The following is a 24304-nucleotide window of genomic DNA, read 5'->3' on the forward strand; positions in this document are numbered from 1 at the left end:
TCGGGTGCGATGTCGGCCGCGCGCGGGGAACCTGCCCGGACGCGGACCCGGGGCGGCGCGGTCGCGTGGTGGCCGCGGTCGCGTGGTGGCCGCGGTCGCTTGGTGGCCGCGGTCGCTTGGTGGCCGGTTAACGCCGTCGCGGCGAACCCGCCTGGCATGATCGACCCTCACGTTACTTCCCAGTAGCGCAACCTCCCCCCAACCAGAAGGCCTTACGTACGTGCGCATGCTCGCCAGACGCCTCCTCCTCCCCGGCCTCACCACGCTGGCACTCGCCGCGACCGGTTGTGCCTCGACCACGCACACCGGCGCCGGCGCCGACACCGCGACCCCCGCCCCCCTCACGTCCGAAGCCGACGGCTCGCGCCAACTCGACGTCGCCGCGGCCCCGGTGGACTCCCCCACCCCGACGGCCGTCGCCCGGGCGGACACCGGCGGCGGGAAGGGCGCCCCGAAGGCGTCGACGCTGAAGGTCGCCTCCTACGACCGGAGCACCGGACGGGCCGTCATATCCCGGCCTCCGCAGCCCGTCAAGCCGTCACCGGGCAGCTCGCCGGGCAGCTCGCCGGCACCCGACAAGCCCGTCGCCGTGGGCGACGTCATCGCCAGCGCACCCGCGCCGGGGGCCCCCGACGGGCTCCTCGCGAAGGTCACCGAGGTCGGGGCGAAGACCCCTCTGGGCACCGAGGTCAAGACGGCCTCCACGACGTTGTCCTCCGTCCTCGACGACGACAAGGCCGACGGCAAGGTTCCCGTCGACCCGGCGTCGGTCACGGTCGAACCCCTGATGAAGGGCGTCACGTTCTCCTGGGCCAAGAGCCAGGGGGTCCGGTTCGGCCCCGAGGGCGCGAAGCTGCCCCTGGGCAACCTGCGGCTCGATGTGAACGCCCCCGTCGAGACCGCCCCCGGCGCCCCCGTCTCCGCCGGCGCCTCGGTCTCCGGGTTCGTCCAACTCGCCCCCTCGGTGGAGTTCTCGTACGACGGCTCGGGCGGCTCGGGCCCCCGCTCCGCCTTCCTCGGCATGAGCGGCGACTGGTCCTCCCAGTGGAGTCTCAAGGGTCACGCCGCCGCGAGCACGGGAACCCCCAAGCGCATCCCGTTCGCCAAGCTGCACGGCGCCCCAATCATCCAGGTGGGCCCGGTGCCGGTGGTCGTCACCCTGGACCTGACCTGCTACATCCAGGTGGAGGCGGACGGGCGCGTCACCCTCGACGTCCGGCAGGACGTCAAGGGCGACTTCCGTGTCGGTGGCAGCTACGCGCTGGGCAAGGGCTGGAGCCCGGTCAGCGCCTCGCACGTCCGGAGCACACCGGTCAAGGCCGAGGTCACCGCGAACGGGCGCGTCAAGAGCGCGCTCGGCGCCGAGGCCGCCGTCGGCCTGTACGGAGCCGTGGGCGTGTCCGCGGACTTCGCCCCCTACCTGCGCGGTGAGGCCGACGCCAAGGTGACCGCCTCCACCGACGGGAAGGCCTCCGCGAGCGGTGCGTGGGCCCTCTACGGCGGGTTCGACCTCAGCGGTCAACTCCAGCTGAAGTTGTCCCTGTTCGGCACACCCGCCTTCGAACGCCGCATCCCGCTGGGCGCCCTGAACCGCGAGTGGCCCCTCACGAGCGGCAAGACCGGCCACTGACGCGGCCCCCGAGGTCGCGGCGCCCGGGTACCTCGGGTCCCCGGGCGCTCCGTCACGACGCGGCGCGGATGCGGGCCGCTCGCCCCTGGGGGGCGTGCGTTCGGTGGTGCGCGGGAGCGCGTGCGCCGGTTCGCCGAGCCTGATTGCGCGCCGGCTCTTGCACAGCGCGGCATGCCGAGGTCAGTCTGATGTCGAGACCCCACGACAACCCCGGCGAAGCAGGAGTTGCATGTTCTCTCTCACGGTCGGCCCGCAGGCGCAAGGAACACTGGTGGACACCCTCAGTCAACTGGTCGACGCCGCCGGACTCGTCATCACGCTCCGAAGTCCCGAGAACCGCGAAGACACGATCGGCGCCATAGTCGAGGTGGCTCCGCGCCTCTCCGAGGACCACGACATCAAGGGCAACGGCCTGATCGTCAGCCGCGTCGGCATGTACCGCGTCGTCTGGGGGGTGGTCCACTGCCCCGGCGGGAGCCTCGCCGTGCTGACACCGCTGCCGGAGGAGGGCAGGCAGGAGTACGACGGCTGGGCCAGGCACTTCCGCATCGAGACCCTCGACCCCATCGGCACGCTCTCCGAACGCGGTTACGGGGTGAACGGCGGCGGCAACGGCACCGTCCTCGACGGCGAGTTCGCCCGGGCCTTCTCGCACGCGAGCGTCTGACCCCGAGCCCCCTCGATCCGGGCCGCCGTGATCCGCGTCCGCGCGATACGGGCGTTCGCGATCCGGCGGCCCGGCCCGTCGTCCTCGTCCGCACCCTCAGCCCTCAGCCCTCAGCCCTTCGGAGTGACCTTGTCCAGTCCGTGGACGCCCGACGACGCGCCCTACGATGCCGAGACCGGCGCCGACGAAGAAGTGAACCCCGATGGCCACCGCGCCACCGACATGCCGTCCCTCGGCGATCCCGCTCGCATCGCGCTGCCGGACCCCTTCGCCGAGGCGGACGCCGAGCTGCTGCGCGAGCCGGGCCCCGCGGCCGATCCCGAGCCCGCCGCCGACAGCGACTGACCCGAAGGAAGCCGAGGCGAGCACCCGCCGATGCCACCGACGTTCACCGCCCTCGCCGTGCTGCTGGCGGCCGCCGCTCCCGGATACGCGTTCGTCCGTATCGTCGAGGTCAAAGTCCCCCGGCGACGCCGCAGTTCGGCGATGGAGGTCGTCGACCTGGTCTGCGTCGGGGCCGCCGGCAGCGTCGTCGCCGTCCTCGCGGTACTCGTACTGGCCCGCCACTGGACGGCGTTGTTGCCGCTGGACGGCCTCCTGCGCGGGGCCGTCTACCTGCGCCCGCACGCCTGGCAGGCGATCTGGTCGGCGATCCTCGCACTCGCCGTCAGCGTCGGCCTGTCCGCGGCGGCGGGCCTCGCGGAGACCTGGCGCCGCCGCTCGGCGACCCGCAGCACCTCGGCCTCCGCCTTCCACCGGGTCGCCGAGTCGACGCCCGCCGGCCACCATCCCTTCCTGGCGGTGCACTTGACCGACGGTCGGGTGTGGGAGGGCTTCCTGAAGGGCATGGACGACGATCGGGGCTCGCTCGCCGAGGGTGATCTCGTCCTGCAAGGGCCCCTCGCGCTCACGGTCCCGGGGCAGCGCCGTCTGAGGCATCCCGCCGGGTTCGTCGTGCTGCCGGGCTCGCAGATCGTCCTCGCGTACGGAACCTACCTGCGCCCCGAGCCGCGACTGTCACCGCCCGATGCCACGCCTTCGCCCGGCACGGCGGTCGGCGGCGCTCCCCCGACGACGACCGGACCGACGCCCGCACCGCCCCCACCGCGTCCCCCCGTGTCACCCGTGTCACCCGTGTCACCCGAGGCGAGGTCATGAAGTCAGCCGAAGAGCCCCGACCGGATCCCACCCGCGAGACGCCGACCGGACGAGCCCTCGCCGCCCTCGGCGTCACCGAACCGTCCGGCCCGACCCGACTGCACCACCTGCGCGCTCCGGTCCTGCTCGACCGGTCGCCCGAGGCCGTCGAGGAGGTCCGCCGGATCGCCTCCCGGGCCCTCGCGGAGCGGGACGACGACCTGCTCGGCCGCGCCCACCTCATGCTCGCCCAGTACGCCTGGCAGAAGGACGACTACCCCTCGACGGTCGAACACGCCGACCTCGCCCGCGCCGCCTGCGAGCGGGCCGGCGACCGGGTCGGCGTGGCGCGCGCCGCCCAGTCCCGGGCGAACGTCCTGCGGATCACCTCCGACAAGAGGGCGCCGGAGGCCCTCACCGAGGCCCTGGTGCTGGCCAGGTCCGCCCAGGACGGCGCCACCGAGGCCACGCTCTGGCTGGACCTGGCCCTGGTGGCGCAGAAGTCGGGCGACACCGCCACCTACGCGGCCCGGATCGAGGAGGCCGAGCGCTGCCTGCGGCCCTCGCTCGTCGCGGCCGGGCACGCCGCGCGCAACCTCGGGGAGGTCAAGGAGCAACTGCGTGACGTCCCGGCGGCGCGGGACCACTACGGCCGGGCCGTGCGCCTGTACCAGGACGCCGACGCACCGGCATCCGTGACCGCCACCGCCCTGCTGTGGTGGGGTCGCACCGAACGCGTCCAGGGCGACGCCGAGCGCAGCCGGGAGCTGTTGGAAGCCGCCGTGCGGAGGGCGACCTCGGGGGGCGGCGACCTGGTGGCCGAGGCCGAGAGCCGCCGCGAACTGGCACTGGCCGACACCCTCGCGGGGAACCTGCGCGCGGCCATGGACGGCTACCGGCGCGCACGCCTCGCGCTGGAACGGACGGGCGGGGACAACCCGCTGACGCTCGCCAACATCGAGTTCGAACTCGGTGAACTCCTCGGGGTGTTCTCCGACCCCGAACGCTGCCGCACCCGCTTCGAGGAGGCGTACCGCTGGTACGAGTCGGCGGACGAGCCGCGCGGACTCCACAACAATTCACGGGAGTTGGCGGGCCTGGCCATGGACGCCGGCGATCTGGTCGACGCCCGCGCCCTGTTGACGCGCGCCGTCGCCCCGTTGGGGCGGCAGACCGCCGATCCCATGAACCGGCTGCGCATGCTCACCTCGCTCGGCCGGCTGCTGTCCCTGGAGGCTCCGGGCGCCGCGGATCCCGATCACCACCGCCGTCGCGCCGGCCGGGTACTGGCCGCCGCGCTGGAGGGGTTCGAACGGCTCGGGCAGCTGCGCAACCAGGCGCTGGTCCTGCTCACCGCCCTGCGCGGTGGCATCGGGGTGGGCGGTCGCGCGCCGATGGAGGCCGGCGAGGAGGCGATCCGCCGGTACACCGAGGCCAATGACCGGCTGGGCGCGATCGAGGGCCGACTGGCCCTGGCGCTGGCCTGGCTGGTGAGGGGTGACGGGCAGCGCGCGCTGGCCTGCGGGCGCGGTGCGCTGCTCGCGGTCGAGGACGTCCGGGCCACCTCACCGGACGCGGTCACCCGGGCCGGCTTCCTCCACGGCACGCGGTCCGCGGCGCTCCCGTTGCTCGTGCTCGCCGTGGCGGAGGATCCCGCCTTCGCCGAGCGGTGGCTGGAGTCCGCACGCGACTGGGCCATCACCGGCGCCCTGCGTACCGGCGCCGCCGATCTCTCCCCGGCGTTCCGGCGGCTGCACGCCGACCTGCGGCGGCACGAGGAGGAACGGCCGCCGGCGAAGGCCCCGGCCGGGGAGCGGGAGGCATGGCACACGGCCCATCGGAACCTGCACCAGCAGCTCTTCTTCGCCTTCACGCAGTCCCTGCCCACCACCGAACAGCGCTCCGCGTCCCGTACCGGCGCGGACGCTCCCGGAACCGGGGACGGGCAGGACGGCCGGCATCCGCTCCGCGGGGACGCGTACGCCCTGTACGTCGAGCCGTTCACCGGGGCGGACGGGGCCGTCGAGGTCGTCTCGGTCTGCCGGCATCCGGACGGATCCCTCGAAGCGACGCACGGCCCGCTGCCGGCCGACGCCGCCGCGCTGCTCGCCCGGTTCCGGGACGACGAGGGCACCGGCGGGGAGGCCGGCCGGGGCGGTTCCGGCCCCGCTCGGGCGGATGCCGGTTGGTCCGGGTTGGCCGACCGTCTGCTGCCGGACCGGTTGCGTTCCGTCCTGGGCGCGGCCTCGACGACGGATCCGATCCGGCTGTTCGTCCTTCCCGCGAACGAGCTGTGGAACGTCCCCTACGCAGCCCTTCCCCTGAGCGCGGGCGCAGGCGCGGAACAGCTCGTCGACAAGGCCGTGGTCACCCTGACGCCGTCGATGCGCGTGCTCGCGGCCCGGCGGGAGCAGTCCGTCCCCGAGCCCGCGCGGAAGGCCGATCGTTCGATCGTCGGTCTGTTCTCGACGGACGCGCCCCGGGGAGGGGACGAACTGCGGAGGCTCGGTGAGTTCTCGCGCGTGCGGCACGTCGCCACCTATGCCGAGTTGGCGAGCGCGCTGGCCGACGGGTCGGCGGATCTGCTCTACTGCGCCGCGCACGGCGAGGCGGGTCACCGTCCCGGGCAGGACATCCTCACCGAGGCGGGCGCGCTCAACGACTGGTCGGTGCTGGAGCTGGCGGTGCCCGCCACCGTCGTGCTCGGCTGCTGTGGCAGCGGCCGCGTCTGGCACCAGCAGGGCAGCGAGCCGTCCGGCCTGGCCCTCGGTTTCATGCTCGCCGGCGCCCGGCAGGTGGTCGCGCCCCTGAAGCGGGTGCACGGCAGTGCCTGCGCGGCGCTCCTGCCCGAGCTGGCGGAGCGTGTCCTGGACGGCCAGGCGCCCGCGGCCGCGTTGCGCGACCTCCAGCGTCACGCGCGCGACGGCGCCGTCACGCCGCGGTTGCGGGAGGAGTGGCACCTGTTCCACTGCGTCGGCGCCGGCGGGTGACGCCCGCGCGGCCGGGCCGGCGCGACCTCCGTCCGGCCGCCCGTCCCCGCACCGGCCGCCGAGGGACGTGACCCTCCGCAGGTCACGGCACGTCGGCGAGCGGCGGGTGAACGGCGGAACGGAACCGGTCCGGGCAGCGCGGGACGTCGCAACAGGCACATCGGCGGCTTCGGGAAGATAGTGAGATCAGGGGGATCTCCTTCGTCTGGGGACGCACATGGACCGATACCCGCCCATCGCCGAGCACGGCCTCATAGGCGACCTGCAAACCGCAGCGCTGGTCACGTCGCGGGGCGTCGTCGACTGGTTCGCGGCACCGCGCTTCGACTCGCCCAGCATCTTCGCCTCCCTGCTCGATCACGACCGGGGCGGTTACTTCCGACTCGCGTCCCACGATTCCCAGGCCACGTGCAAGCAGCTCTACTACCCGGACACCGCTCTCCTGGTCACCCGGTTCATGTCGCCCGACGGGGTCGGCGAGGTCATCGACTGGATGGCTCCGAACACCGGCAGCACCGCCGCGGACCGGCACACCCTGATCCGGACCGCGCGCACGGTGCGGGGAACCGTCAGCTTCGACCTGGAGTGCCGCCCGCGCTTCGACTACGCCCGCGCCTCCCACGAACTCGACCTGGCGCCGGGGATCTCCACCTTCCGCGCGCCCGGCGTGACCGCGTTCCTGCAAAGCACCTTTCCCCTGGAGCGGGACGGTGACGATCTCCGCGGGTCGGTCACGCTGAACGTCGGGGAGACGGCGGCGGCCGTCCTCACGGTCTGCGGCACGGGCGCCGAGGCACCGCCTCCGCTCAGCGTCGAGGGGATCACCCAGGAGCTCTGGGACTCGGCGGACTTCTGGCAGAAGTGGGTGCGCGGCTCCAACTACCGGGGCCGCTGGCCCGACATGGTGAACCGTTCCGCGATCACCCTGAAGCTGCTCACCTACGCTCCCAGTGGCGCCCCGGTCGCCGCAGCCACCATGGGCCTGCCCGAACAGGTCGGCGGCGAACGGAACTGGGACTACCGCTACACCTGGGTGCGCGACGGTTCGCTGTCCGTCCGGGCGTTGCTCGACCTCGGCTTCGTCGACGAGGCCAACGCCTTCGTGCACTGGCTCGGTGACCGCCTGCGCGAGACGGAGGGCAAGCCCGGCGAACCCCTGCAGATCATGTACCGGGTCGACGGGGAGCCCCTGCTCACCGAGGAGATCCTCGGGCATCTGGAGGGCTACCGCGGCTCGGCTCCGGTGCGGCTCGGCAACGCGGCCTCGGACCAGTTGCAGCTGGACATCTACGGCGAGGCGCTCTACGCCCTGTCGGCGGGGCACGAGGTCGCCGCCCAGGCCGGCTACCGCGGCTGGAAGGTGCTCTCCCGCACGCTGGACTGGCTGGCCGACTCCTGGGACCGCCCCGACGAGGGCATCTGGGAGACGCGCGGTGGCCGCAAGGACTTCACGTACAGCCGGGTCATGTGTTGGGCCGCCTTCGATCGCGGTCTGAAGCTGGCGAGCGAGTTCAGCCGGCCCGGCGACACCGAGCGCTGGCGGACCGCCCGCGACGCCGTCATCGAGCAGGTGATGGAACGCGGCTGGAGCGAAGCCGCCGGGGCCTACGTGCAGCACTACGGCGGCCAGGACGTCCTGGACGCCTCCCTGCTCCTCATGCCGCGGGTGGGGTTCGTGAGCCCCCGGGATCCGTCGTGGCTGTCCACCCTGGACGCCATGGACCGCACGCTGGTGTCCGACAGTCTCGTCTACCGGTACGACCCGGCGGCCTCTCCGGACGGACTGCGGGGCTCCGAGGGCACGTTCAGCCTCTGCACCTTCCTGTACGTGGACGCGCTCGCCCGGGCGGGGCGGCTGCGTCCGGCCCGGTATACGTTCGAGAAGATGCACACCTACGCCAACCACGTCGGTCTCTTCGCCGAGGAGGTGGGTCCCAGCGGCGAGCAACTCGGCAACTTCCCGCAGGCCTTCACCCACCTGTCGCTCATCACGGCGGCCTGCACGCTCGACGAAGCCCTCGACCGGCAACGCGACTGACGTGGCCGGCGAAGCGGTGCCCGCGGGGCCCCGGCCGCGGCCGGGAGCCCCACCACGCCAGAGTCCCGCCGCATTCGAAGCGCTCTACCGCCGCCTGCGGGACCGGGCGACGAGCGATGTCCGGGGCGCGGTGGCCACGATCACGCCCGAGCACGTCAGGGCGGCGGCGAACGAGATCCGGACCGGCCGGACGGTGACGCTCGCGGCGCCGATCGAGACCCGGACCTCCCCCGACAATCCGGAGCCGGCCGCCCACAGGCTGACCGGCCCGGCCCGGAGCGAGGTCCACGCGCACGGACTCCACTTCGCCCTGGACCACTTCGGGATGAACGTGCACGGCAACGCCGACAGCCATCTCGACGCCCTCTGCCACGTCGTCTACGACGGGACCCTGCACGGCGGCGTCGACGCGGCCACGCTCACCCCCGAGGGTGCGGTGGCCCTGTCGGTGGACTCGGTCAGGAACGGCATCGTGGGCCGCGGGGTCCTGCTCGACATCCCGCGGCTGCGCGGGGTGCCGTGGCTGGAACCCGGTGACCACGTCACCGCCGACGACCTGTCGGCCGCCGAGCGCAGCCAACGGGTCGAGGTCGGCGAGGGCGACCTGTTGTTCGTCCGGGTCGGCCACCGACTCAGACGCACCGAGCTGGGCCCCTGGGACGCCGCGAGCTCACGCGCCGGTCTGCACCCGACGGCGATGGAGTTCCTCGCCGACCGCCACGTCGCCCTGCTGGGCGGGGACGGCAACAACGACACGGCGCCGAGCATCACGGAAGGCGTGGACTTCCCGGTGCACGTCCTGGGCGTGCACGCCCTCGGGTTGTACCTCCTGGACTACCTCCGGTTCGAGGACGTGGTGCCGCTCTGCGAGCAGGCGGGCCGCTGGTCGTTCTTCTGCGTGGTCGCGCCACTGCGCCTGCCCCGGGCCACCGGCTCACCGGTCAACCCCATCGCCGTCCTCTGACCGCCGGTCCGAAGGCGGGCAACCCCGCACCATCGACAGCAAGGTGGCCGCCATGGCCGACAACCAGCGATACGACGTCATCGTCATCGGCACCGGAGCCGGCGGCGGCACCATCTCCCACCGCCTCGCCCCGAGCGGGAAGCGCATCCTGATCCTGGAGCGCGGCGGGTACCTTCCCCGGGAACGCGACAACTGGGAGTCCACCGCGGTCTTCGTCAAGGGCAAGTACCGGGCACCGGAGTTCTGGTACGACAAACACGGTGACCGGTTCCCGCCCGAGGTCAACTACTACGTCGGCGGGAACACCAAGTTCTACGGCGCCGCGCTGTTCCGGCTGCGCCCCGAGGACTTCGGCGTGCTGCGCCACCACGGCGGGCTCTCGCCCGCCTGGCCGATCGGCTACGCGGACCTGGAGCCGTACTACACCGAGGCGGAACACCTCTACCTCGTGCACGGCCGGCACGGCGAGGACCCCAGCGAGGGGCCCGTCAGCGCGCAGTACGCCTACCCGCCGGTGGAGCACGAGCCGCGGATCCGGCAGCTCAGCGAGGACCTCACGGACCACGGGCTGCACCCCTTCCACCTGCCGATCGGGGTGAACCTCGTCCAGGACGAGCAGGGCCGCGCCACCCACGACAGCGTGTGCATCCGCTGCGACCGGGTGGACGGCTTCCCCTGCCTGCTCGGCGGCAAGGCGGACGCGCAGGTGATCTGTGTCGACCCCGCCCTGCGGCACGACAACGTGGAGATGATCACCGGTGCCGATGTCCGCAGGCTGGAGACCGACGCCGGCGGCGGCACGGTCACCGAGGTCGTCGCGACGATGGAGGACGGCTCGGAGGCGCGTTTTCGCGCCGACATCGTGGTGGTGGCGTGCGGCGCGGTGAACTCCGCGGTGCTGTTGCTGCGTTCCGCGAACGAGCGGCACCCCGGCGGCCTGGCGAACAGTTCGGACACGGTCGGCCGGCACTACATGCGGCACAACAACCTGGCGCTGATGGCGGTCTCGAAGGAACCGAACAACACCCGCTTTCAGAAGACCCTCGCCCTGAACGACTGGTACCTGGGCGCCGACGACTGGGACTTCCCGCTCGGCGGCATCCAGATGTTGGGCAAGTCCGACTCGGACCAGATCAAGGGCGAGGCGCCCCACTGGGCCGGACTGCTCTCGCCCGACATGCCGTTCGAGGTGATGGCCCACCACGCGGTGGACTTCTGGCTGTGCGGCGAGGACCTGCCCCAGCCGGAGAACCGCGTCACCCTCGACGGGAACGGCGACGTCCACCTGGCCCTCGACGAGAAGAACAACATCGAGGGGCTGAAGCGGCTGCGGCACAAGCTGCGGGGGATGCTCGACTCGCTCGGCATGCATCCGCACCATCTGCTCCCCCACAGCCTCTACCTGCACAAGGGGATGCCGATCGGCGCCACCGCCCATCAGGCCGGCACCGTCCGTTTCGGCACCGACCCGGGCACCTCGGCGCTCGACGTGAACTGCAAGGCCCACGACCTCGACAACCTCTACGTGGTGGACACCAGCTTCTTCCCGAGCATCGGCGCGGTGAACCCGTCCCTGACCGCCATCGCGAACGCGATGCGCGTCGGCGACGTCATCGCCGAGCGCCTGGGTTGAGGCGCGGTGGCCCGGGCAACGGCCCGTGCGGCGCCGACCGTCGTCGTGGCCATGGGCGTCTCGGGCTCCGGCAAGAGCACGCTGGGGCGGCTCCTCGCGGGGCGGCTCCACGTGCCCTTCGCGGAGGGTGACGACTTCCACCCTGCCGCGAACGTCGCCAGGATGGCCGCCGGGCACCCGCTCGACGACGCGGACCGCGAACCGTGGCTGGCGAGCCTCGCCGCGTACATCGGCGCCACCACCCGGGCCGGGCAGGGCGTCGTGATCTCGTGCTCGGCGCTCAAACGCACCTACCGGGACCGCTTCCGGTCCGCCGGTCCGGGCGTCTGGTTCCTGTACCTGGAGCTGGACCGGGACGTGGCCCGCGCTCGCGTGGCGCGTCGGGCGGGGCACTTCATGCCGGTCGCGCTCCTGGATTCGCAGTACGAGGCCCTGGAGCCCTTGGAGGCCGACGAACCCGGGCTCACCGTCCACGCGGACACGGCCGCCGACGCGGTCCTCGCCCGGGCCCAGGCGGCGATCGCGGGCTTCGAGGGCCGGGGCCGGGTGGGGGGCGGATAGCTGACCGAGGGCGGATAGCGTACGGGCCTCGGGCCTCGGGCCAGAAGGTGTCGTCGATCCGTCCCGTGTGTAGCGTCGTATGTGGTCCAACCCTGGGGGCGTCATGGTCCTCGACCTCATGCTCATCGGGCTCGCCATCGCTCTCGATCCGCTGCCCATCATGGCGTTCGTGCTGGTGGTGACATCGGCGAGGGGCGTGTGGAAGGGGCTCGTCTTCATCCTGGCCTGGCTCGCCTGTCTGGTCACGGTGATCGCCCTCGTGCTCCTGGTGACCGGCGGCCAACCCCCCGCGCCCCGTTCCCCGCCCGGTGTGGCGGCGCTGGCGGTCAAGTTGGCCATCGGGGTCGGGCTCGTCGCCTACGGCCTGCGCCGCCGCCGCATGATGCGGCGGGCGCGCGCGGACGCGGCGGGCGACGGGGACGCGAGGACCTCGTCCGCCGGCGCGGGCGGTACGGGCACCCTGCGCGGCCTCGACGCGGCGGACGAGCCCTCCGCGGCGACCGCCTCGGTCATGGATTCGCCGACGCTGTGGGGGTCGGCCGCCCTGGCGGTACTGCTCCAGCCGTGGGGCCTGGTCGCCGCGGGCGCGGTGACCGTGCTCGACGCGAACACCTCGCATCCGGCCACCTTCGTGGCGCTGTTCGGCTTCTGTCTCCTGGCCAGCGCCGGTCTGCTGTCCGCCGAGCTGTACATCGTCCTCGCGCCCGAGGTGGCCCAGGTACGGCTGCACAGGCTGCGCGCGTGGTTGATGGGCCACAAGGAGCAGGCGATCGTGGTCGGCTCCCTGGTGCTCGGCCTGTGGCTCACGGCGAAGAACATCTACCTCTTGACGGGTTGACGACCCGTTCCCGCCCTCGCCTCGGCGGCCCGACGACCCGCCGAACCGGCGACCGGACGGAAGCCGGACATGCGGAGGCACCGGGGCGGTGTTGGAATGGCAGTAGACGACGTCCGCCCCTGCCCCGCGCGTGCCGGACCGCACGGCCCGCGCCCGCCGCCGCCGGAACGTCCTCCCCACACCCAGCCCGACGGGAGCAACCATGAGCAGCGAGGTCGAGGAACGTACCGGAGGCGGATCCATCGAGGACATGGGCCCGGTGGACTATCTCGTGATCGAGTTCCCGGGAAACCGCATGACGGGTGAGGGGTTCCCCCTGCTCGTCGATCTCGTGGATCGCGGCGTGATCCGCATCCTCGACCTCGTCTTCGTCCGCAAGGACGTCGACGGATCGGTGATGGCGGTGGAACTGCGCGACCTCGGCGACGAGGTGGACCTCTCGGTCTTCGAGGGGGCGTCCTCCGGTCTGCTGGACCAGGGCGACATCGACGACGCCGGCGTCGCCCTGGAGCCGGGCAACTCGGCGGGGATCATCGTGTACGAGAACAGCTGGGCGGCGCCCTTCGCCCGCGCCATGCGGCGTGCCGGCGCCCAGCTCGTGGCGGCCGGGCGGATTCCCGTCCAGTCGCTGCTCGCGACGCTGGACGCCATGGAGGACCCGACCGACGGACTCTGAGGTCGGCCGCGGCCGACTCCGCCCAGCTTGGAGATGAGCATCATGGCCCCACTTCTTCGCGGGATCGCCCGTACCGCCGTCGTCGCCGGAACGGCGACCGCGGTGTCCAACCGTGTGTCCCGGCGGCAATCCGGCCGGTGGGCGGATCAGGACGCCCAGGCGCAGGCGGCGCCCGCCCCCCAGGCGGCTCCGGTCGCGGACCCGGCCGACGAGATGAGCAGCAAGATCGACCAGCTGAAGGAACTCGGCACCCTCAAGGAGCAGGGGCTGCTGACCGAGGAGGAGTTCGCCGAGCAGAAGCGCAGGATCCTCGGCTGACCCCGAAGGCGTACGGACGGTGTGGCGCTCAGCGGTGCCACACCGTCCGCAGGCGCAGGCTGTCGTAGATCGGGGTGCTGCCCAGCCGGTCGGCGGCCAGGGTCGCGGCGAAGCAGGCGGTCATCAGGGGAGGCGGCAGCGAGGTCGCGCCGGTCATCTCGACCACGAGCACGATGCCGGTGACGGGGGCGCGGACGACGGATGAACTTGGCCGGCAGCAGCCGCGGCGGCCGGGGGGACCGTTCACCCCGCCACACGGCCTCGACGTCCTGGATGCCACTGCCGGCCGCCAGGGGGACCCGCAGGGCGATGGCGCAGGCCACGGCGGCGCCGGTGGCCGTGAGGACGGCCGGCACGAGCGGGCCGAAGGCGCCCAGCTGCTCCGACGCCTCCACCAGCGACCCGCGCAGTTCCGCCGCCCGCGCGAGGCACCAGCGGAAGCCCCCGCCGACCAGCCCGACGAGGCAGCCCGCGACCGCCGCGACGAGGTGGACGGCCATCCGGCCGCGGGACGCACGGGGCATGCAGTGACCTCCACCAAGCCGTGACCCGCGTCCGTCGGGCCGTCGCGTCCGTCAGAGACTGGCCCGAGGTCCGCATGCCGTTTCGGACCTCGCCACGACCGCGCCGAAACCGTCCCCGACCGGCCAACGGGCGGGCGGCGTTTCCCTGCGGGGCGCGGGGTCCGCGACATCGACGATCGGTGGCCGCCAGGACACCGGTCAACGGGTGAAAGCGTGATAAGCCATCATTTCCACCCGTGTGCCTTCCCGGCCCTTCGCGAAGGGGGAATTCGTTGTCGAACGATCCACCGACCGGCCCTCGTTCTCGCACAGACAAGGTGGTCTTCGGCGTCACGGCCGTTCTGACCCTGGCCTTCGTGCTGTGGGGCGCCCTGGCCACCGATTCGCTGGAGAGCGTGTCGAGCAGCCTGTTGAAGGGGCTCATCCACAACGGCGGCTGGGCCTTCATGCTCGCGGCCACGGGCTTCGTGGTCTTCGCCCTCTGGCTGGCCATCAGCCGCTACGGCCGGATCCGCCTCGGCCGGGAGAACGAGACGCCGGAGTTCCGCACCGTGTCGTGGGTCGCGATGATGTTCAGCGCCGGCATGGGCATCGGCCTCATGTTCTACGGCGTGAGCGAACCGCTGGCGCACTACGGGACGCCCCCGCCCGGCACCCACCCGGTCGATTCCGCCGAACGCATGCAGACGGCGATGGCCACCACGCTCTTCCACTGGACGCTCCACCCGTGGGCGATCTACGCCGTCGTCGGACTCGCCATCGCCTACAGCACCTTCCGGCGCGGCCGGCGCCAGACGATCAGCGCGGTGTTCGAGGCGCTCATCGGCTCCCGGTACGCGCACGGCGGCGCGGGTCGCGTCATCGACATCGTCGCGATCTTCGCGACCCTCTTCGGTTCGGCGGCCTCCCTGGGCCTGGGCGCCCTGCAAATCGGCAGCGGCTTCCGCGAGCTCGGCTGGATGAGCACCGTCAGCACCACGCTCCTGGTCGCCATCATCGCCGTGCTGACCGTGGCGTTCGTGGCGTCCGCGGTCTCCGGGGTGGAACGCGGCATCCAGTGGCTGTCGAACATCAACATGGTGCTCGCCCTCGTCCTCGCGGCCTTCGTGTTCGTCGCCGGGCCCACCATCATCGTGCTCGACCTGCTGCCCACGTCGCTCGGCGCCTACCTCGGCGACCTGCCGCAGCTGATCGGCCGCACGGAGGCGACCGGTGGTGGTGGCGTAGCCGGTTGGCTGGGTAGTTGGACCGTCTTCTACTGGGCGTGGTGGATCTCCTGGACGCCGTTCGTCGGCATGTTCATCGCCCGCATCAGCCGCGGCCGTACGATCCGTCAGTTCATCGGCGGCGTCATCCTGGTTCCGAGCACGGTCAGCCTGCTGTGGTTCGCCGTGTTCGGCGGCACGGCGATGAAGCTCCAGGAGAGCGGCAGGCTCGGCAAGGAGACCACGCCGGAGGGGCAGCTCTTCGGGTTGCTGCAACAGTTCCCCGTTCCCACCCTGATGAGCCTGCTGGTGATGGTCCTCGTCGGCATCTTCTTCGTCTCCGGCGCCGACGCCGCGTCCATCGTGATGGGCACGCTGTCACAGAAGGGCACCTTCGAACCGGCCCGACTGGTGGTCGTCTTCTGGGGCGTGGTCACCGGGGCCGTCGCCGCCATCATGCTGCTCATCGGCAACGGCGAGGGCGACGCGCTCGCCGGGCTGCAGAACCTGACGATCCTCGTGGCGGCGCCGTTCACCGTGGTGATGATCGGCATGTGCGTGGCCCTCATGCGCGATCTGCGCCGGGACCCGCTGATCGTCCGGGGGGAGATGGGCAAGGAGGCCGTGGCCCAGGCCGTGGTCGCCGGCCACGAGGAGTACGACGGCGACTTCGAGATCCGCATCGGGCCGGGCACCGGCCCGACCCCCACCGGGCCCCGCCCGCCGTCCCCGCTCGACGAACAGCCGTAGGCCCTGCCGTCGCGGTCTCGCCCGACCCGCGGCGCCGCTTCGACGACCGGGAGGCGGGCGGGAGGGGGCGGGAGGGCCCGGCGGCGTGCGCGGCCGGGCCCTCCCCCGACTCAGAAGTTGATCATGTGTCCGGCCAGTCCGTGGACGGCCTCCTTGACCGCCTCGCCCAGCGTCGGGTGGGCGTGCACGTTGCGGGCGACCTCGTGCACGGTCAGGTCCCACTGCTGGGCCAGGGTCAGCTCCGGCAGCAGTTCGGTGACGTCGGGCCCGATCAGGTGGGCGCCGATGATCTCCCCGTGGGTGGCGTCGCTGATCAGCTTGACGAAGCCGACCGGGTCGCCCAGGCCGTGCGCCTTGCCGTTGGCGGTGAAGGGGAACTTGGCGACCTTGACGTCGAAGCCCTTCTCCTTCGCCTGGGCCTCGGTCCAGCCGAAGCTGGCGATCTGCGGCTGGCAGTAGGTGGCGCGCGGGATCATCGGGTAGTCGAGTTCCATCGTCTCGGCGTCGGCGATGGTCTCGGCGGCGATGACGCCCATGGCCTCGGCGGTGTGGGCCAGCATGAGCTTGGCCGTGACGTCCCCGATGGCGTAGATGTTCGGGACGGAGGTGCGGCAGCGGCCGTCGACGTCGATCGCCCCGCGCTCGGTGACGCGTACGCCGGTGGCTTCGAGGCCGTAGCCGGTGACGTTCGGCGCGAAGCCGATCGCCTGGAGCACCTTGTCGGCCTCCAGCACCTTCGGTGCGCCGTCCTTGCCGGTGACGTGCACGCGGACCCGCGGGCCGGACTCGTCGACGGACTCGACCCGGGTCGAGGTCAGCACGTCGATCCCGAGCTTGCGGTACTGCTTGGCGAGTTCGGCGGAGACGTCCGCGTCCTCCAGCGGTGCGATCCGGTCGAGGAACTCGACGATGGTGACCTTCACACCGTAGTTGTGCAGGACGTAGGCGAACTCGATCCCGATGGCGCCCGCGCCCGCGATCACGACGGACTCCGGGACGTCCTGGGCCAGGATCTGCTCCTCGTACGTCACGACGCGCTCGCTGCGTCGGGTTCCGGGCAGCAGCCTCGGGGTGGCGCCGGTCGCGATGACGCACTGGTCGAACGCCACCTCACGGGTGCCGCCGTCCGGTTGGGCGACCCGGAGGGTGTTCGCGTCGAGGAAGGTGCCCCGCCCGTCGATCTCGGTGATGCCGTTCTTCTTCATCAGGTAGTGGACGCCCTTGACCCGGCCGTCCGCGACCCGGCGGCTGCGGTTGAACGCCTCTCCGTAGTCGAAGCTGACCTTGCCCTCCACCTTGATGCCGAAGGTCTTGGCCTCGTGGGTGAAGAGGTGGGCGAGTTCGGCGTTGCGCAACAGCGCCTTGGTCGGGATGCATCCGACGTTCAGGCAGACACCGCCCCAGTACTTCTCCTCCACGACCGCGACCCGCCGTCCCAGTTGGGCGGCGCGGATCGCGGCCACGTATCCGCCGGGTCCCGCGCCGAGTACCACGACGTCGAAGCGCTCGTCCATGTGCGTTCCTCTTCTGTCGGACCACGTGTCAGGGCCTGTGCCGGGACACATCCGTCGACCCTAGGCCGTGCCGGTCGACGGCGGGGGCCGGGGGCCGGTACTGCAACGGGGGGAGGAGCGCGAGGCGTGCACCGGCGGGCACTCGTTCGGGCCGCATCCTGACCTCTCGTACGGTCGGCACGGCGTCACCCGGTCGGCCCTTCCCACCCCGCTGCGCGGTCCCCCGCACCGCCCCGAACCCACGGAGAACCATGGCCGAGCCCGCCGCCCCTCAGGCCACTGCCGCGACGCTGGTGCGCCGCCCCCGGTTGTGGCTGGTGCCCACGGTCCTCACGGGGCTGCTCGCCCTGCTGCTGTCCCTGCTGTACATGGGCGGGATCGTCAACCCCAACCGGGACTTGCACGACCTGCCGATCGCCTTGGTCAACGACGACACGGGCAAGCCGCCGGCCGGGCAGAGGGAGAACCTGGGCGCGCAGGTCACGACCGCCATCGCCGCCGACACCGGCGGGGACAAGGCCGATTGGCGCACGCTCACCCGCGCCCAGGCCCAGGACCAGCTCGACTCCGGCAAGGTCTACGGCGCGTTGGTCGTGCCGGCCGGGTTCACGAACACCGTGACCGCCCTCACCACGGCACGGGCCACCGAACAGCCGACGATCACCGTGCTCACCAACCCGGGCAAGGGCAGCCTCGGTTCCTCGCTCGCCAGTCAGATCACGACGAAGGCCGCGCACCAGGCGTCCCGGAGCCTCGGCCGGCAGCTCACGGCCGCGGCCGGCACGCAGTCGAGCCCCACCGTGAGGCTGCTGCTCGCCGACCCGGTGAACGTCGTCACCGGCGTCGGCCACCCGATCGGCATCCACAGCGGTCTGGGCCTCACCGCGTTCTACTACACCCTGCTGCTCGTGCTGGCCGGATTCATGGGAGGCAACGTCATCAGCAACGGCGTCGACACCGCCCTCGGCTACGCGGACAACGAGATCGGCCCCTGGCACACCCGCCGCCCCACCGTGCCGATCAACCGGACCCAGACGCTCCTGCTGAAGATGGCGATGACCGCGGGCATCACGCTCCTCAGTGCCTCGCTGGTCCTCTTCGCCTGCGTCGTCGTCCTCGGCATGGACGCGTCCCACGTACCCCTGCTGTGGATCTTCTCGTTCTGCGCGGCCCTCGCCGTCGGCCTCGGCGTGCAGGCGATCAACGCCGCGTTCGGCGGGATCGGCCAGTTGGTGTCGATGTTCGTGTTCATCGTGCTGGGGCTGCCCTCGTCGGGCGCCACGGTGCCGCTCCAGGCGGTGCCCGGCTTCTACCGCTTCCTGTCGCACTTCGAGCCCATGCGGCAGCTCAGTGACGGGGTGCGGGCGATCCTCTACTTCGACGCCCGGGGCGACGCCGGGCTGACCCGCTCCTGGATCATGATCGCGGTCGGTGCGGTCCTCGCCCTGCTCTTCGGATTCGCCATGACCACGTACTACGACCGCAAGGGGCTCAAGCGCCTCACCCCGCAGCCCGCCTGATCCCGGGGGTCGCCTACTTCCCGACGGTGTTCATCAGGATGATCGCCAGGAGGTCGCAGAAGATCACGGCGAGGATGCCGAAGATCATGAGCCACGCCCTGCGTGATTCGTCCCTGCGCGATTCGTCCATGTCCGTGTCCATGGCGTCACCTCCGGTCGGCGCGCTGCCGGGCCGCACGACCGTGGGGCCCGGCTCGCCCTCCCATGATGGGCCGGTCTTCAGCGTGTGCCACATCCGTGCCCCGGTCCTACGGTGGGAGCAGCAGCTGGAGCAGCCATGCTCGTCACACCCGCCCCGAAGCCCGCGTTCTCCCCGCCCCGCCCGCGGAGGAGGCGCCCGACGTCCCCGTGCCGCGATGAACGGCTCCGAGAGGGGGCCGGGCGGCTGTCCGCCGTCGGGCGTCTGCGCAGCGCGGCCCGGCGCGCGCGGGCCGGGCGCCGGTGGGGGCGGGTGCGGGAACGGGACCTGTGGCAGCGCTCGCTCGGGTTCGCCGCCCTCTGATCGGCGTCCTGTACCTGTCCGCGTTCTCCCCGCCGTGGCGCGACTCCCCGGCCCGCGGCTTCGTCACGGTCCTCATCGGCGTCCTGTTCTTCTGGTGGTCCCAGCGCCTGCTGCTCGCCGGCCGGGTCCCCTGGCGGGCGCTCCTGCCCGGCGCGGTGGCGACCATGACCGGGCTGTTCGGGCTCCGGATCTTCTCCCGGCTCGTCTTCTCGCCGCTGATCGCGTCCGACGCCGTCACGTACGGCCCCTTCGGAACCGTCCTCGTCGTCCAGTCCTGGCTCGTCGGGGTGGGAGTCGTCGTGTTCGGCGGCGCGCTCCTCGGCCGGGTCCTGCACGACAAGCTGCCGCGCCGCCCGCTCGACACGCCGCGGGAGCCCTGAGTCGACGGTTCGCCCGCCAGGGTGGCGGACGGGCTCGGGCACTGTTTGGCTGGGGGGGGGGAAGCGGTACTCCCCCGACGCACTTTCCCGACCCGAGGACGGATCATGGGCAACGAGAGCCGGCCGAGCGCGCGAGCGCGGCAGATGCGTGACAAGGCCCAGGAACTGGAGCAGGCGGCCCAGCGGGCGACGGATCCCGCCGAACGGCAGCGGCTGACGGAGAAGGCCCTGCACATTCGCGAGAAGAGCGAGCAGGAGAACGGCCCCGGCGCCGGAACCATGGACCCCATGTGACCCCGCGGCGCCCCTGCGGGCGCCTCACTCCCCGGGCGGGGGCCCGCACGACGCGCGTCGACCCCGGTCCGCGGGCGGGCACGGCCCGCCGGGCGTGATCCGGGCAGGGCCGCACCACGCCGGGCGGAGCCGACCGGGCAGGCGGGCAGGGCCGGGGCGGCGGCTCACGGGCGGGGGTCGGTGCCGCCCGCGGCCTCGTCCGGCGTCTGCCAGGAGTCCTCGCGCCCTCGCGCTGCGGGGGGCTGCTCGGTCGGCTGGGCCGGAGCGGCTCGCCGTGCGTTGCGTCGGCTGCCGTACCAGAACGCGCCGATCAGCAGGACGACCAGGACCACGCCGGCGATGACGAGGTACAGGGAGCCCTGGCCGTCGGCCGCGAGGGTGCCGGTGGCGAGGATGTCGGAAGGGGTGGCGGTGGCGTGTGCGATGGCAGTCATGAATCCCGCCTACCCGCGATCGGCGGACTTACGACGGTGCGGTGACACGGCGCCCACCAGCGACGACGCCCTCCCGGCCGGTCGCCCCCGATGTCGGGGACGACCCCAGTGGAACACGGGGCGTTCTCGCCGGCGGACCTCGCGTCACGTTTCGAACAAGTCTTTGCGGTCAGACGGCCTTTGAGGAATGTGTTCGATGGACGCGGCTGTGGGAGAACAATGGGGATGGCGAAGGTGTCACATCTGCCCGGGCGGGCGGAGCACCACTGGATCTGGCAGATGGAGGCCGCGTGCCGCGGCCTGGGGTCGGAGGCGTTCTTCCACCCGGACGGCGAACGAGGGCCGGACCGGGCGATGCGCGAGGAAGCGGCCAAGGCCGTGTGCGCGGCCTGCCCCGTGCGGGCCCGCTGCCTGGAACACGCCCTGAGCGTCGCGGAACCGTACGGGGTATGGGGCGGATTGACGGCGAAGGAACGTCAACCGGCCCTCGACTCGCGCTCCGCGGCGGCCTAGCCGTGACCCGCCCCCGACGTTCGAGACCTGGGCACGCGCGCGGTCCTCGGGCGGGCTCGCCGCCGAGGGAGTTGTCTTGGGAGACGACATCATGAGCGGATCGACCGGAGCGGACGCGTCGCACGGCCCCCTGGGGTACCAACACGCCTCGGGGGCGGCCTGGGTGGTCGAGGCACGCGGGGAGTTGGACCTCGAAACGCTCCCTCCCCTGGAAGCGGCCCTCAGTCAGGCCGCGGCCTCCCACCACATCGTGATCCTGGACGCGCGGGGCGTTTCCTTCGCGGATTCCACGTGCCTGAGCGTGCTGCTGCGCGTGCGGCAACTCACCGACCTGCGGATCGCCGCGCCCTCCCGGCAACTCGGCCGGCTGCTGGAGGTCACCGGTGCGGACCAGGTGGTCACCGTCCACCCCGACCTCGCCGCCGCGATGCGCCAGACCTGAGCCGCCGCCCCCGGGGCGGCGGCTCACATGGCGCGCGCCTCGTCCACGCCGTCGGTGATGGTGAACAACGCGCGCGCCTCGGTGAGTTCCAGGAGCCGGTCCAGCCGGGGCGGTATGGGTCCGGCGAGGACCAGGCGGCCGCTGCGCAGCAGGATCACCATGTGGTTGAGCAGCGAGGAATCCGCGAACGTGACCTTGCGGACGTCCAACACGATCCGCCGCAGGGACGGATCGGCGACGGCTGCCGCACTGGCCGCGGTCAGCGGTCCCAGGGTGTCCTGATCGAACTCCCCCACGCACGCGATCACACGGACCCCGCCGTCGTCCGGCAGCACCACCACGCCTTGCTCCACCTGCGACCCCTTAACGCGCCGGATCCCGGTCGCTCCACACGACAAGCCGTCCGCTGCCCGCTTCCGGGCAGCGCGTCCGGTGCGAGGCTACCCCGGCCGACGGAATCGTGAACCGGCCGGCCGGGCCGCGTGTCGCCGGTGCCCGGGATGGCGGCGTCAGCCCTGGTCGCGACCGTAGTAGTCGGCGACCCGGCTCCGGTAGGCGGCGTCCCCGCGGTGCTTGTCCTTGTCGTACTCGGGTGCGTTCTTGATCTGTTCCCTGGTACGGCTCACCCGGATCTTCTCCCCCTCCATGTCCACGCGCTCGATCGTCCCCGCGGGCAGGAGGACCTCCTTGCCGAAGATCCACGGCCCGGTGTCCACGACGATGTACGAGGACCCGACGTCCTCGGTGTGCGAGTCGACCTTGCCGATGTGACCGTCGGCGGCCTCCACCTTGAAGCCGATCAGCACGGCGCCGACCGGGTAGCGGGAATCGGGGCCGTAGCTCCACAGTTCGGACATGGATCCTCTTTCCTGGTCGCCCCTCACGCCGAGGGGACGCGGCCATGTTTCCCGGCCGGGGCTCCCGCCAGAGGGCCGCGTACGGCACCTGCGGCGTGAGTCACCCGGACGGCCCCGCGAGGTCCGCGGGATCAGCTTTCGCGGCTCGGGAGGATCTCCTTGACCTTGGCGATGGCGTAGCCCCACCCCTGGCTCACGGTCGGTTTGCCCGGCACGGCCACTTCCTCGGGGTTGGTCAACACGTCCAGCAGGACGGGGCCCGGGGTCTCGAACGCCCGGCGCACGCTGTCGTGGAGATCGTCCGGGTCGGTGACACGGATGCCGGTGATGCCGAGCGCGGTGGCCACGGCCGCGAAGTCGGGGTTGTCGAGTTCCGTGCCGAACTCGGGAAGGCCCGCCTGCTCCTGTTCGAGTTTGACCATGCCGAGGCGTCGGTTGTCGAAGACGACGAGCTTCACCGGCAACCGGTACGTCTTGATCGTCATGAGGTCGCCCAGCAGCATGCTCAGTCCGCCGTCACCGCAGAAGGCGACGATCTGGCGGTCGGGCGCCCAGAGCTGGGCCCCGAGCGCCTGGGGCATGGCGTTGGCCATCGAGCCGAGGTTGTAGGAGCCGATCAGGCGCCTGTCGCCGCGCATCGTCACGAACCGGGAGAGCCAGACCGTGGCCATGCCGGTGTCGGAGGTGAAGACGGCGTCCTCGTCGGCGTACCGGTCCACCGCGGCGGCCAGGGCCTCGGGCCGGATCTCGTGGTCGCGGTTGTCCAGCGCCGCCCGCAATTTACCCGTCCAGCGGTGCTCGTGGGCGGGGTCGGCCAGGCGCTGCTGGCCTTCCTCCCAGCGGGTGAAGCGGTCCCGGGCGTCGTCGAGGTGCGTACGGTCGGGGACGTGGTTCAGCAGCGGGAGCAGGGCGCGCAGCGTGGCGCCCACGTCGCCGGCGAGGCCCACGTCCACGGGCACCCGGCGTCCCAGGTGTTCCTCGCGGGTGTCGATCTGGACGACCTTGCAGTCCTTCGGGTACCAGTCGCGGTAGGGGAAGTCGGTGCCCAGCATGAGGAGGGCGTCGCCGCTGTCGAGGGCGTGGGAGGCGGCGGGGTTGCCGATCAGTCCGGTCTGGCCGACCTGGAAGGCGTTGTCGTCCTCGAAGCCCTCCTTCGCCTTCAGCGTGAGGACCATGGGGGCGGAGAGCAGCTCGGCGGTCCCGAGCACCTCGGTACGGGCGTCGCGGGCCCCTCGTCCCACCAGCAGGGTGACGCGGGAGGCGGCGTTGAGGAGTGCGGCGGCCTCGGCGAGCGCCGGGTCGTCGGGGCGGGTGACGGCGCGGTCGAGGGCGAAGCGCGTGGGACGGTCCTCGGTCAGTTCCCGGTCCCCCAGGTCGCCGGGGACGGTCAGCACGGCCACCCCGCCCTGGCTGACGGCGGCGCGTACGGCGGACTCCAGCATCCGGGGCATCTGGTCCGGGGAGGTGACGGTCGCCCGGTAGACGGCCACGTCACGGAAGAGCAGGTCGTTGTCGACTTCCTGGAAGTAGTCGCTGCCGATCTCCGCGAGGGGCACCTGGCCGCATATCGCGAGGACGGGAGCGTGGCTCTTGGCGGCGTCGTAGAGCCCGTTGAGGAGGTGCACGGAGCCGGGGCCCACCGTGCCCATGCACACGCCGAGGGTGCCGGAGAGCTGGGATTGCGCCCCGGCGGCGAAGGCGGCGGCCTCCTCGTGGCGGCAGCCGACCCAGCTCAGGTCGTCGGTGGTGCGGATGGCGTCGGTCAGCGGGTTGAGGGCGTCCCCGACGACCCCGAAGACGTGCCGGACGCCCAGGTCCTTGAGTGCGTCGACGATCACGTGGGCGACGGTGCGTGCCACAGGAGTGCCCCTTCGGTCGGGTACGGCCCTCGGTGCGAGTGCCGGGTCGGTGGGTGGT

24 protein-coding genes and 1 pseudogene are annotated in these 24304 nt (G+C 72.2%); 18 read left to right on the top strand and 7 right to left on the bottom strand.

All coding sequences use genetic code 11. The features are described 5' to 3' along the window. Positions 1–220: 220 nt before the first annotated feature. The 12 genes from OTB19_RS17290 to OTB19_RS17345 all read left to right on the top strand — a co-directional run bounded on the left by OTB19_RS17290 (position 221) and on the right by OTB19_RS17345 (position 13452). Positions 221–1630 (top strand): hypothetical protein, encoded by a 1410-nt coding sequence (locus OTB19_RS17290; protein ID WP_267799149.1) that lies wholly within the window; start codon positions 221–223, stop codon positions 1628–1630. 229 nt (positions 1631–1859) lie between these two features. Beyond that, positions 1860–2297, top strand: a complete 438-nt coding sequence (locus OTB19_RS17295) for a hypothetical protein (RefSeq protein ID WP_267799150.1) — start codon at positions 1860–1862, stop codon at positions 2295–2297. A 129-nt stretch (positions 2298–2426) separates the two neighbouring features. Next, positions 2427–2642 carry a hypothetical protein gene (locus OTB19_RS17300; protein WP_267799151.1) on the top strand — a complete coding sequence of 72 codons (216 nt, stop codon included), beginning with the start codon at positions 2427–2429 and terminating at the stop codon, positions 2640–2642. 30 nt (positions 2643–2672) lie between these two features. Further along, the gene (locus OTB19_RS17305; RefSeq protein ID WP_267799152.1) at positions 2673–3455 is read left to right on the top strand and encodes a DUF6338 family protein; all 783 of its coding nucleotides are present in this window, start codon (positions 2673–2675) and stop codon (positions 3453–3455) included. Beyond that, on the top strand, positions 3452–6424 hold the full coding sequence (locus OTB19_RS17310) for a CHAT domain-containing protein (protein ID WP_267799153.1): 2973 nt from the start codon (positions 3452–3454) through the stop codon (positions 6422–6424). Before OTB19_RS17305 ends, OTB19_RS17310 begins: the two co-directional genes overlap by 4 nt. A 217-nt stretch (positions 6425–6641) precedes the next feature. Then, positions 6642–8462: a glycoside hydrolase family 15 protein gene (locus OTB19_RS17315; RefSeq protein WP_267799154.1), complete on the top strand. Its 1821-nt coding sequence runs from the start codon at positions 6642–6644 to the stop codon at positions 8460–8462. A 16-nt stretch (positions 8463–8478) separates the two neighbouring features. Beyond that, the gene (locus OTB19_RS17320; protein WP_420716852.1) at positions 8479–9426 is read left to right on the top strand and encodes a cyclase family protein; all 948 of its coding nucleotides are present in this window, start codon (positions 8479–8481) and stop codon (positions 9424–9426) included. Positions 9427–9478: 52 nt separating this feature from the next. After that, complete coding sequence (locus OTB19_RS17325) at positions 9479–11059, top strand: GMC oxidoreductase (protein ID WP_267799157.1); 1581 nt, start codon at positions 9479–9481, stop codon at positions 11057–11059. 51 nt (positions 11060–11110) lie between these two features. Then, on the top strand, positions 11111–11620 hold the full coding sequence (locus OTB19_RS17330) for a gluconokinase (RefSeq protein WP_267799217.1): 510 nt from the start codon (positions 11111–11113) through the stop codon (positions 11618–11620). A 103-nt stretch (positions 11621–11723) separates the two neighbouring features. Then, on the top strand, positions 11724–12458 hold the full coding sequence (locus OTB19_RS17335) for a GAP family protein (protein ID WP_267799158.1): 735 nt from the start codon (positions 11724–11726) through the stop codon (positions 12456–12458). A 202-nt stretch (positions 12459–12660) separates the two neighbouring features. Continuing rightward, on the top strand, positions 12661–13134 hold the full coding sequence (locus tag OTB19_RS17340; RefSeq protein WP_267799159.1) for a DUF6325 family protein: 474 nt from the start codon (positions 12661–12663) through the stop codon (positions 13132–13134). Between the two features lie 42 nt (positions 13135–13176). Next, positions 13177–13452: an SHOCT domain-containing protein gene (locus OTB19_RS17345; protein WP_267799160.1), complete on the top strand. Its 276-nt coding sequence runs from the start codon at positions 13177–13179 to the stop codon at positions 13450–13452. Positions 13453–13480: 28 nt separating this feature from the next. On the opposite strand, the gene OTB19_RS17350 is transcribed toward OTB19_RS17345, so the two are convergent. Continuing rightward, positions 13481–13699: a chloride channel protein gene (locus tag OTB19_RS17350; RefSeq protein ID WP_267799161.1), complete on the bottom strand. Its 219-nt coding sequence runs from the start codon at positions 13697–13699 to the stop codon at positions 13481–13483. A 594-nt stretch (positions 13700–14293) separates the two neighbouring features. Here OTB19_RS17350 and OTB19_RS17355 point away from each other — a divergent pair. Next, positions 14294–15931 (top strand): BCCT family transporter, encoded by a 1638-nt coding sequence (locus OTB19_RS17355; RefSeq protein WP_420716851.1) that lies wholly within the window; start codon positions 14294–14296, stop codon positions 15929–15931. A gap of 110 nt (positions 15932–16041) precedes the next feature. Here the strand turns inward: OTB19_RS17355 and lpdA are convergent, their stop codons facing one another. Continuing rightward, positions 16042–17445: a dihydrolipoyl dehydrogenase gene (gene lpdA, locus OTB19_RS17360; RefSeq protein WP_267799163.1), complete on the bottom strand. Its 1404-nt coding sequence runs from the start codon at positions 17443–17445 to the stop codon at positions 16042–16044. Between the two features lie 251 nt (positions 17446–17696). Between lpdA and OTB19_RS17365 the strand changes: the two genes are divergently transcribed. Further along, positions 17697–18965 carry a YhgE/Pip domain-containing protein gene (locus tag OTB19_RS17365; protein WP_267799164.1) on the top strand — a complete coding sequence of 423 codons (1269 nt, stop codon included), beginning with the start codon at positions 17697–17699 and terminating at the stop codon, positions 18963–18965. A gap of 13 nt (positions 18966–18978) precedes the next feature. Here OTB19_RS17365 and OTB19_RS17370 read toward each other — a convergent pair whose 3' ends face one another. Next, positions 18979–19107, bottom strand: a complete 129-nt coding sequence (locus OTB19_RS17370; RefSeq protein ID WP_267799165.1) for a hypothetical protein — start codon at positions 19105–19107, stop codon at positions 18979–18981. Positions 19108–19463: 356 nt separating this feature from the next. Between OTB19_RS17370 and OTB19_RS17375 the strand changes: the two are divergent. Together OTB19_RS17375 and OTB19_RS17380 are read left to right on the top strand one after the other, a co-directional pair. After that, positions 19464–19847 (top strand): annotated as a pseudogene (locus tag OTB19_RS17375) (YhjD/YihY/BrkB family envelope integrity protein); the annotation flags it as partial. 105 nt (positions 19848–19952) lie between these two features. Further along, a complete protein-coding gene (locus OTB19_RS17380) occupies positions 19953–20141 on the top strand; it encodes a DUF6381 family protein (RefSeq protein ID WP_267799166.1) in 189 nt (62 codons plus the stop codon). 164 nt (positions 20142–20305) lie between these two features. Here the strand turns inward: OTB19_RS17380 and OTB19_RS17385 are convergent, their stop codons facing one another. Further along, complete coding sequence (locus OTB19_RS17385; protein ID WP_267799167.1) at positions 20306–20575, bottom strand: DUF6479 family protein; 270 nt, start codon at positions 20573–20575, stop codon at positions 20306–20308. A 225-nt stretch (positions 20576–20800) separates the two neighbouring features. Between OTB19_RS17385 and OTB19_RS17390 the strand changes: the two genes are divergently transcribed. Further along, the gene (locus tag OTB19_RS17390) at positions 20801–21088 is read left to right on the top strand and encodes a WhiB family transcriptional regulator (RefSeq protein WP_267799168.1); all 288 of its coding nucleotides are present in this window, start codon (positions 20801–20803) and stop codon (positions 21086–21088) included. A 91-nt stretch (positions 21089–21179) separates the two neighbouring features. Then, on the top strand, positions 21180–21530 hold the full coding sequence (locus OTB19_RS17395) for an STAS domain-containing protein (protein ID WP_267799169.1): 351 nt from the start codon (positions 21180–21182) through the stop codon (positions 21528–21530). 23 nt (positions 21531–21553) lie between these two features. Here OTB19_RS17395 and OTB19_RS17400 read toward each other — a convergent pair whose 3' ends face one another. From OTB19_RS17400 to OTB19_RS17410, 3 genes are all read right to left on the bottom strand, one after another. Then, positions 21554–21883: an STAS domain-containing protein gene (locus OTB19_RS17400; protein ID WP_267799170.1), complete on the bottom strand. Its 330-nt coding sequence runs from the start codon at positions 21881–21883 to the stop codon at positions 21554–21556. 156 nt (positions 21884–22039) lie between these two features. Continuing rightward, entirely contained in the window at positions 22040–22387 is a 348-nt protein-coding gene (locus OTB19_RS17405) for a PRC-barrel domain-containing protein (protein ID WP_267799171.1), read from the bottom strand. 131 nt (positions 22388–22518) lie between these two features. Beyond that, positions 22519–24246 carry a thiamine pyrophosphate-dependent enzyme gene (locus tag OTB19_RS17410; protein ID WP_267799172.1) on the bottom strand — a complete coding sequence of 576 codons (1728 nt, stop codon included), beginning with the start codon at positions 24244–24246 and terminating at the stop codon, positions 22519–22521. Positions 24247–24304: the final 58 nt, after the last annotated feature.

Source organism: Streptomyces sp. H27-H5, from assembly GCF_026627505.1.
GTDB lineage: Bacteria > Actinomycetota > Actinomycetes > Streptomycetales > Streptomycetaceae > Streptomyces.

What these genes read in the sequence shown, in the direction of transcription:
- OTB19_RS17295 (WP_267799150.1), top strand. Translation starts at nt 1,860, where the DNA reads ATGTTCTCTCTCACGGTCGGCCCGCAGGCGCAAGGAACACTGGTGGAC.
- OTB19_RS17305 (WP_267799152.1), top strand. Translation starts at nt 2,673, where the DNA reads ATGCCACCGACGTTCACCGCCCTCGCCGTGCTGCTGGCGGCCGCCGCT.
- OTB19_RS17310 (WP_267799153.1), top strand. Translation starts at nt 3,452, where the DNA reads ATGAAGTCAGCCGAAGAGCCCCGACCGGATCCCACCCGCGAGACGCCG.
- OTB19_RS17315 (WP_267799154.1), top strand. Translation starts at nt 6,642, where the DNA reads ATGGACCGATACCCGCCCATCGCCGAGCACGGCCTCATAGGCGACCTG.
- OTB19_RS17325 (WP_267799157.1), top strand. Translation starts at nt 9,479, where the DNA reads ATGGCCGACAACCAGCGATACGACGTCATCGTCATCGGCACCGGAGCC.
- OTB19_RS17330 (WP_267799217.1), top strand. Translation starts at nt 11,111, where the DNA reads ATGGGCGTCTCGGGCTCCGGCAAGAGCACGCTGGGGCGGCTCCTCGCG.
- OTB19_RS17335 (WP_267799158.1), top strand. Translation starts at nt 11,724, where the DNA reads ATGGTCCTCGACCTCATGCTCATCGGGCTCGCCATCGCTCTCGATCCG.
- OTB19_RS17340 (WP_267799159.1), top strand. Translation starts at nt 12,661, where the DNA reads ATGAGCAGCGAGGTCGAGGAACGTACCGGAGGCGGATCCATCGAGGAC.
- OTB19_RS17345 (WP_267799160.1), top strand. Translation starts at nt 13,177, where the DNA reads ATGGCCCCACTTCTTCGCGGGATCGCCCGTACCGCCGTCGTCGCCGGA.
- lpdA (WP_267799163.1), bottom strand. Translation starts at nt 17,445, where the DNA reads ATGGACGAGCGCTTCGACGTCGTGGTACTCGGCGCGGGACCCGGCGGA.
- OTB19_RS17365 (WP_267799164.1), top strand. Translation starts at nt 17,697, where the DNA reads ATGGCCGAGCCCGCCGCCCCTCAGGCCACTGCCGCGACGCTGGTGCGC.
- OTB19_RS17370 (WP_267799165.1), bottom strand. Translation starts at nt 19,107, where the DNA reads ATGGACACGGACATGGACGAATCGCGCAGGGACGAATCACGCAGGGCG.
- OTB19_RS17380 (WP_267799166.1), top strand. Translation starts at nt 19,953, where the DNA reads ATGGGCAACGAGAGCCGGCCGAGCGCGCGAGCGCGGCAGATGCGTGAC.
- OTB19_RS17385 (WP_267799167.1), bottom strand. Translation starts at nt 20,575, where the DNA reads ATGACTGCCATCGCACACGCCACCGCCACCCCTTCCGACATCCTCGCC.
- OTB19_RS17390 (WP_267799168.1), top strand. Translation starts at nt 20,801, where the DNA reads ATGGCGAAGGTGTCACATCTGCCCGGGCGGGCGGAGCACCACTGGATC.
- OTB19_RS17395 (WP_267799169.1), top strand. Translation starts at nt 21,180, where the DNA reads ATGAGCGGATCGACCGGAGCGGACGCGTCGCACGGCCCCCTGGGGTAC.
- OTB19_RS17405 (WP_267799171.1), bottom strand. Translation starts at nt 22,387, where the DNA reads ATGTCCGAACTGTGGAGCTACGGCCCCGATTCCCGCTACCCGGTCGGC.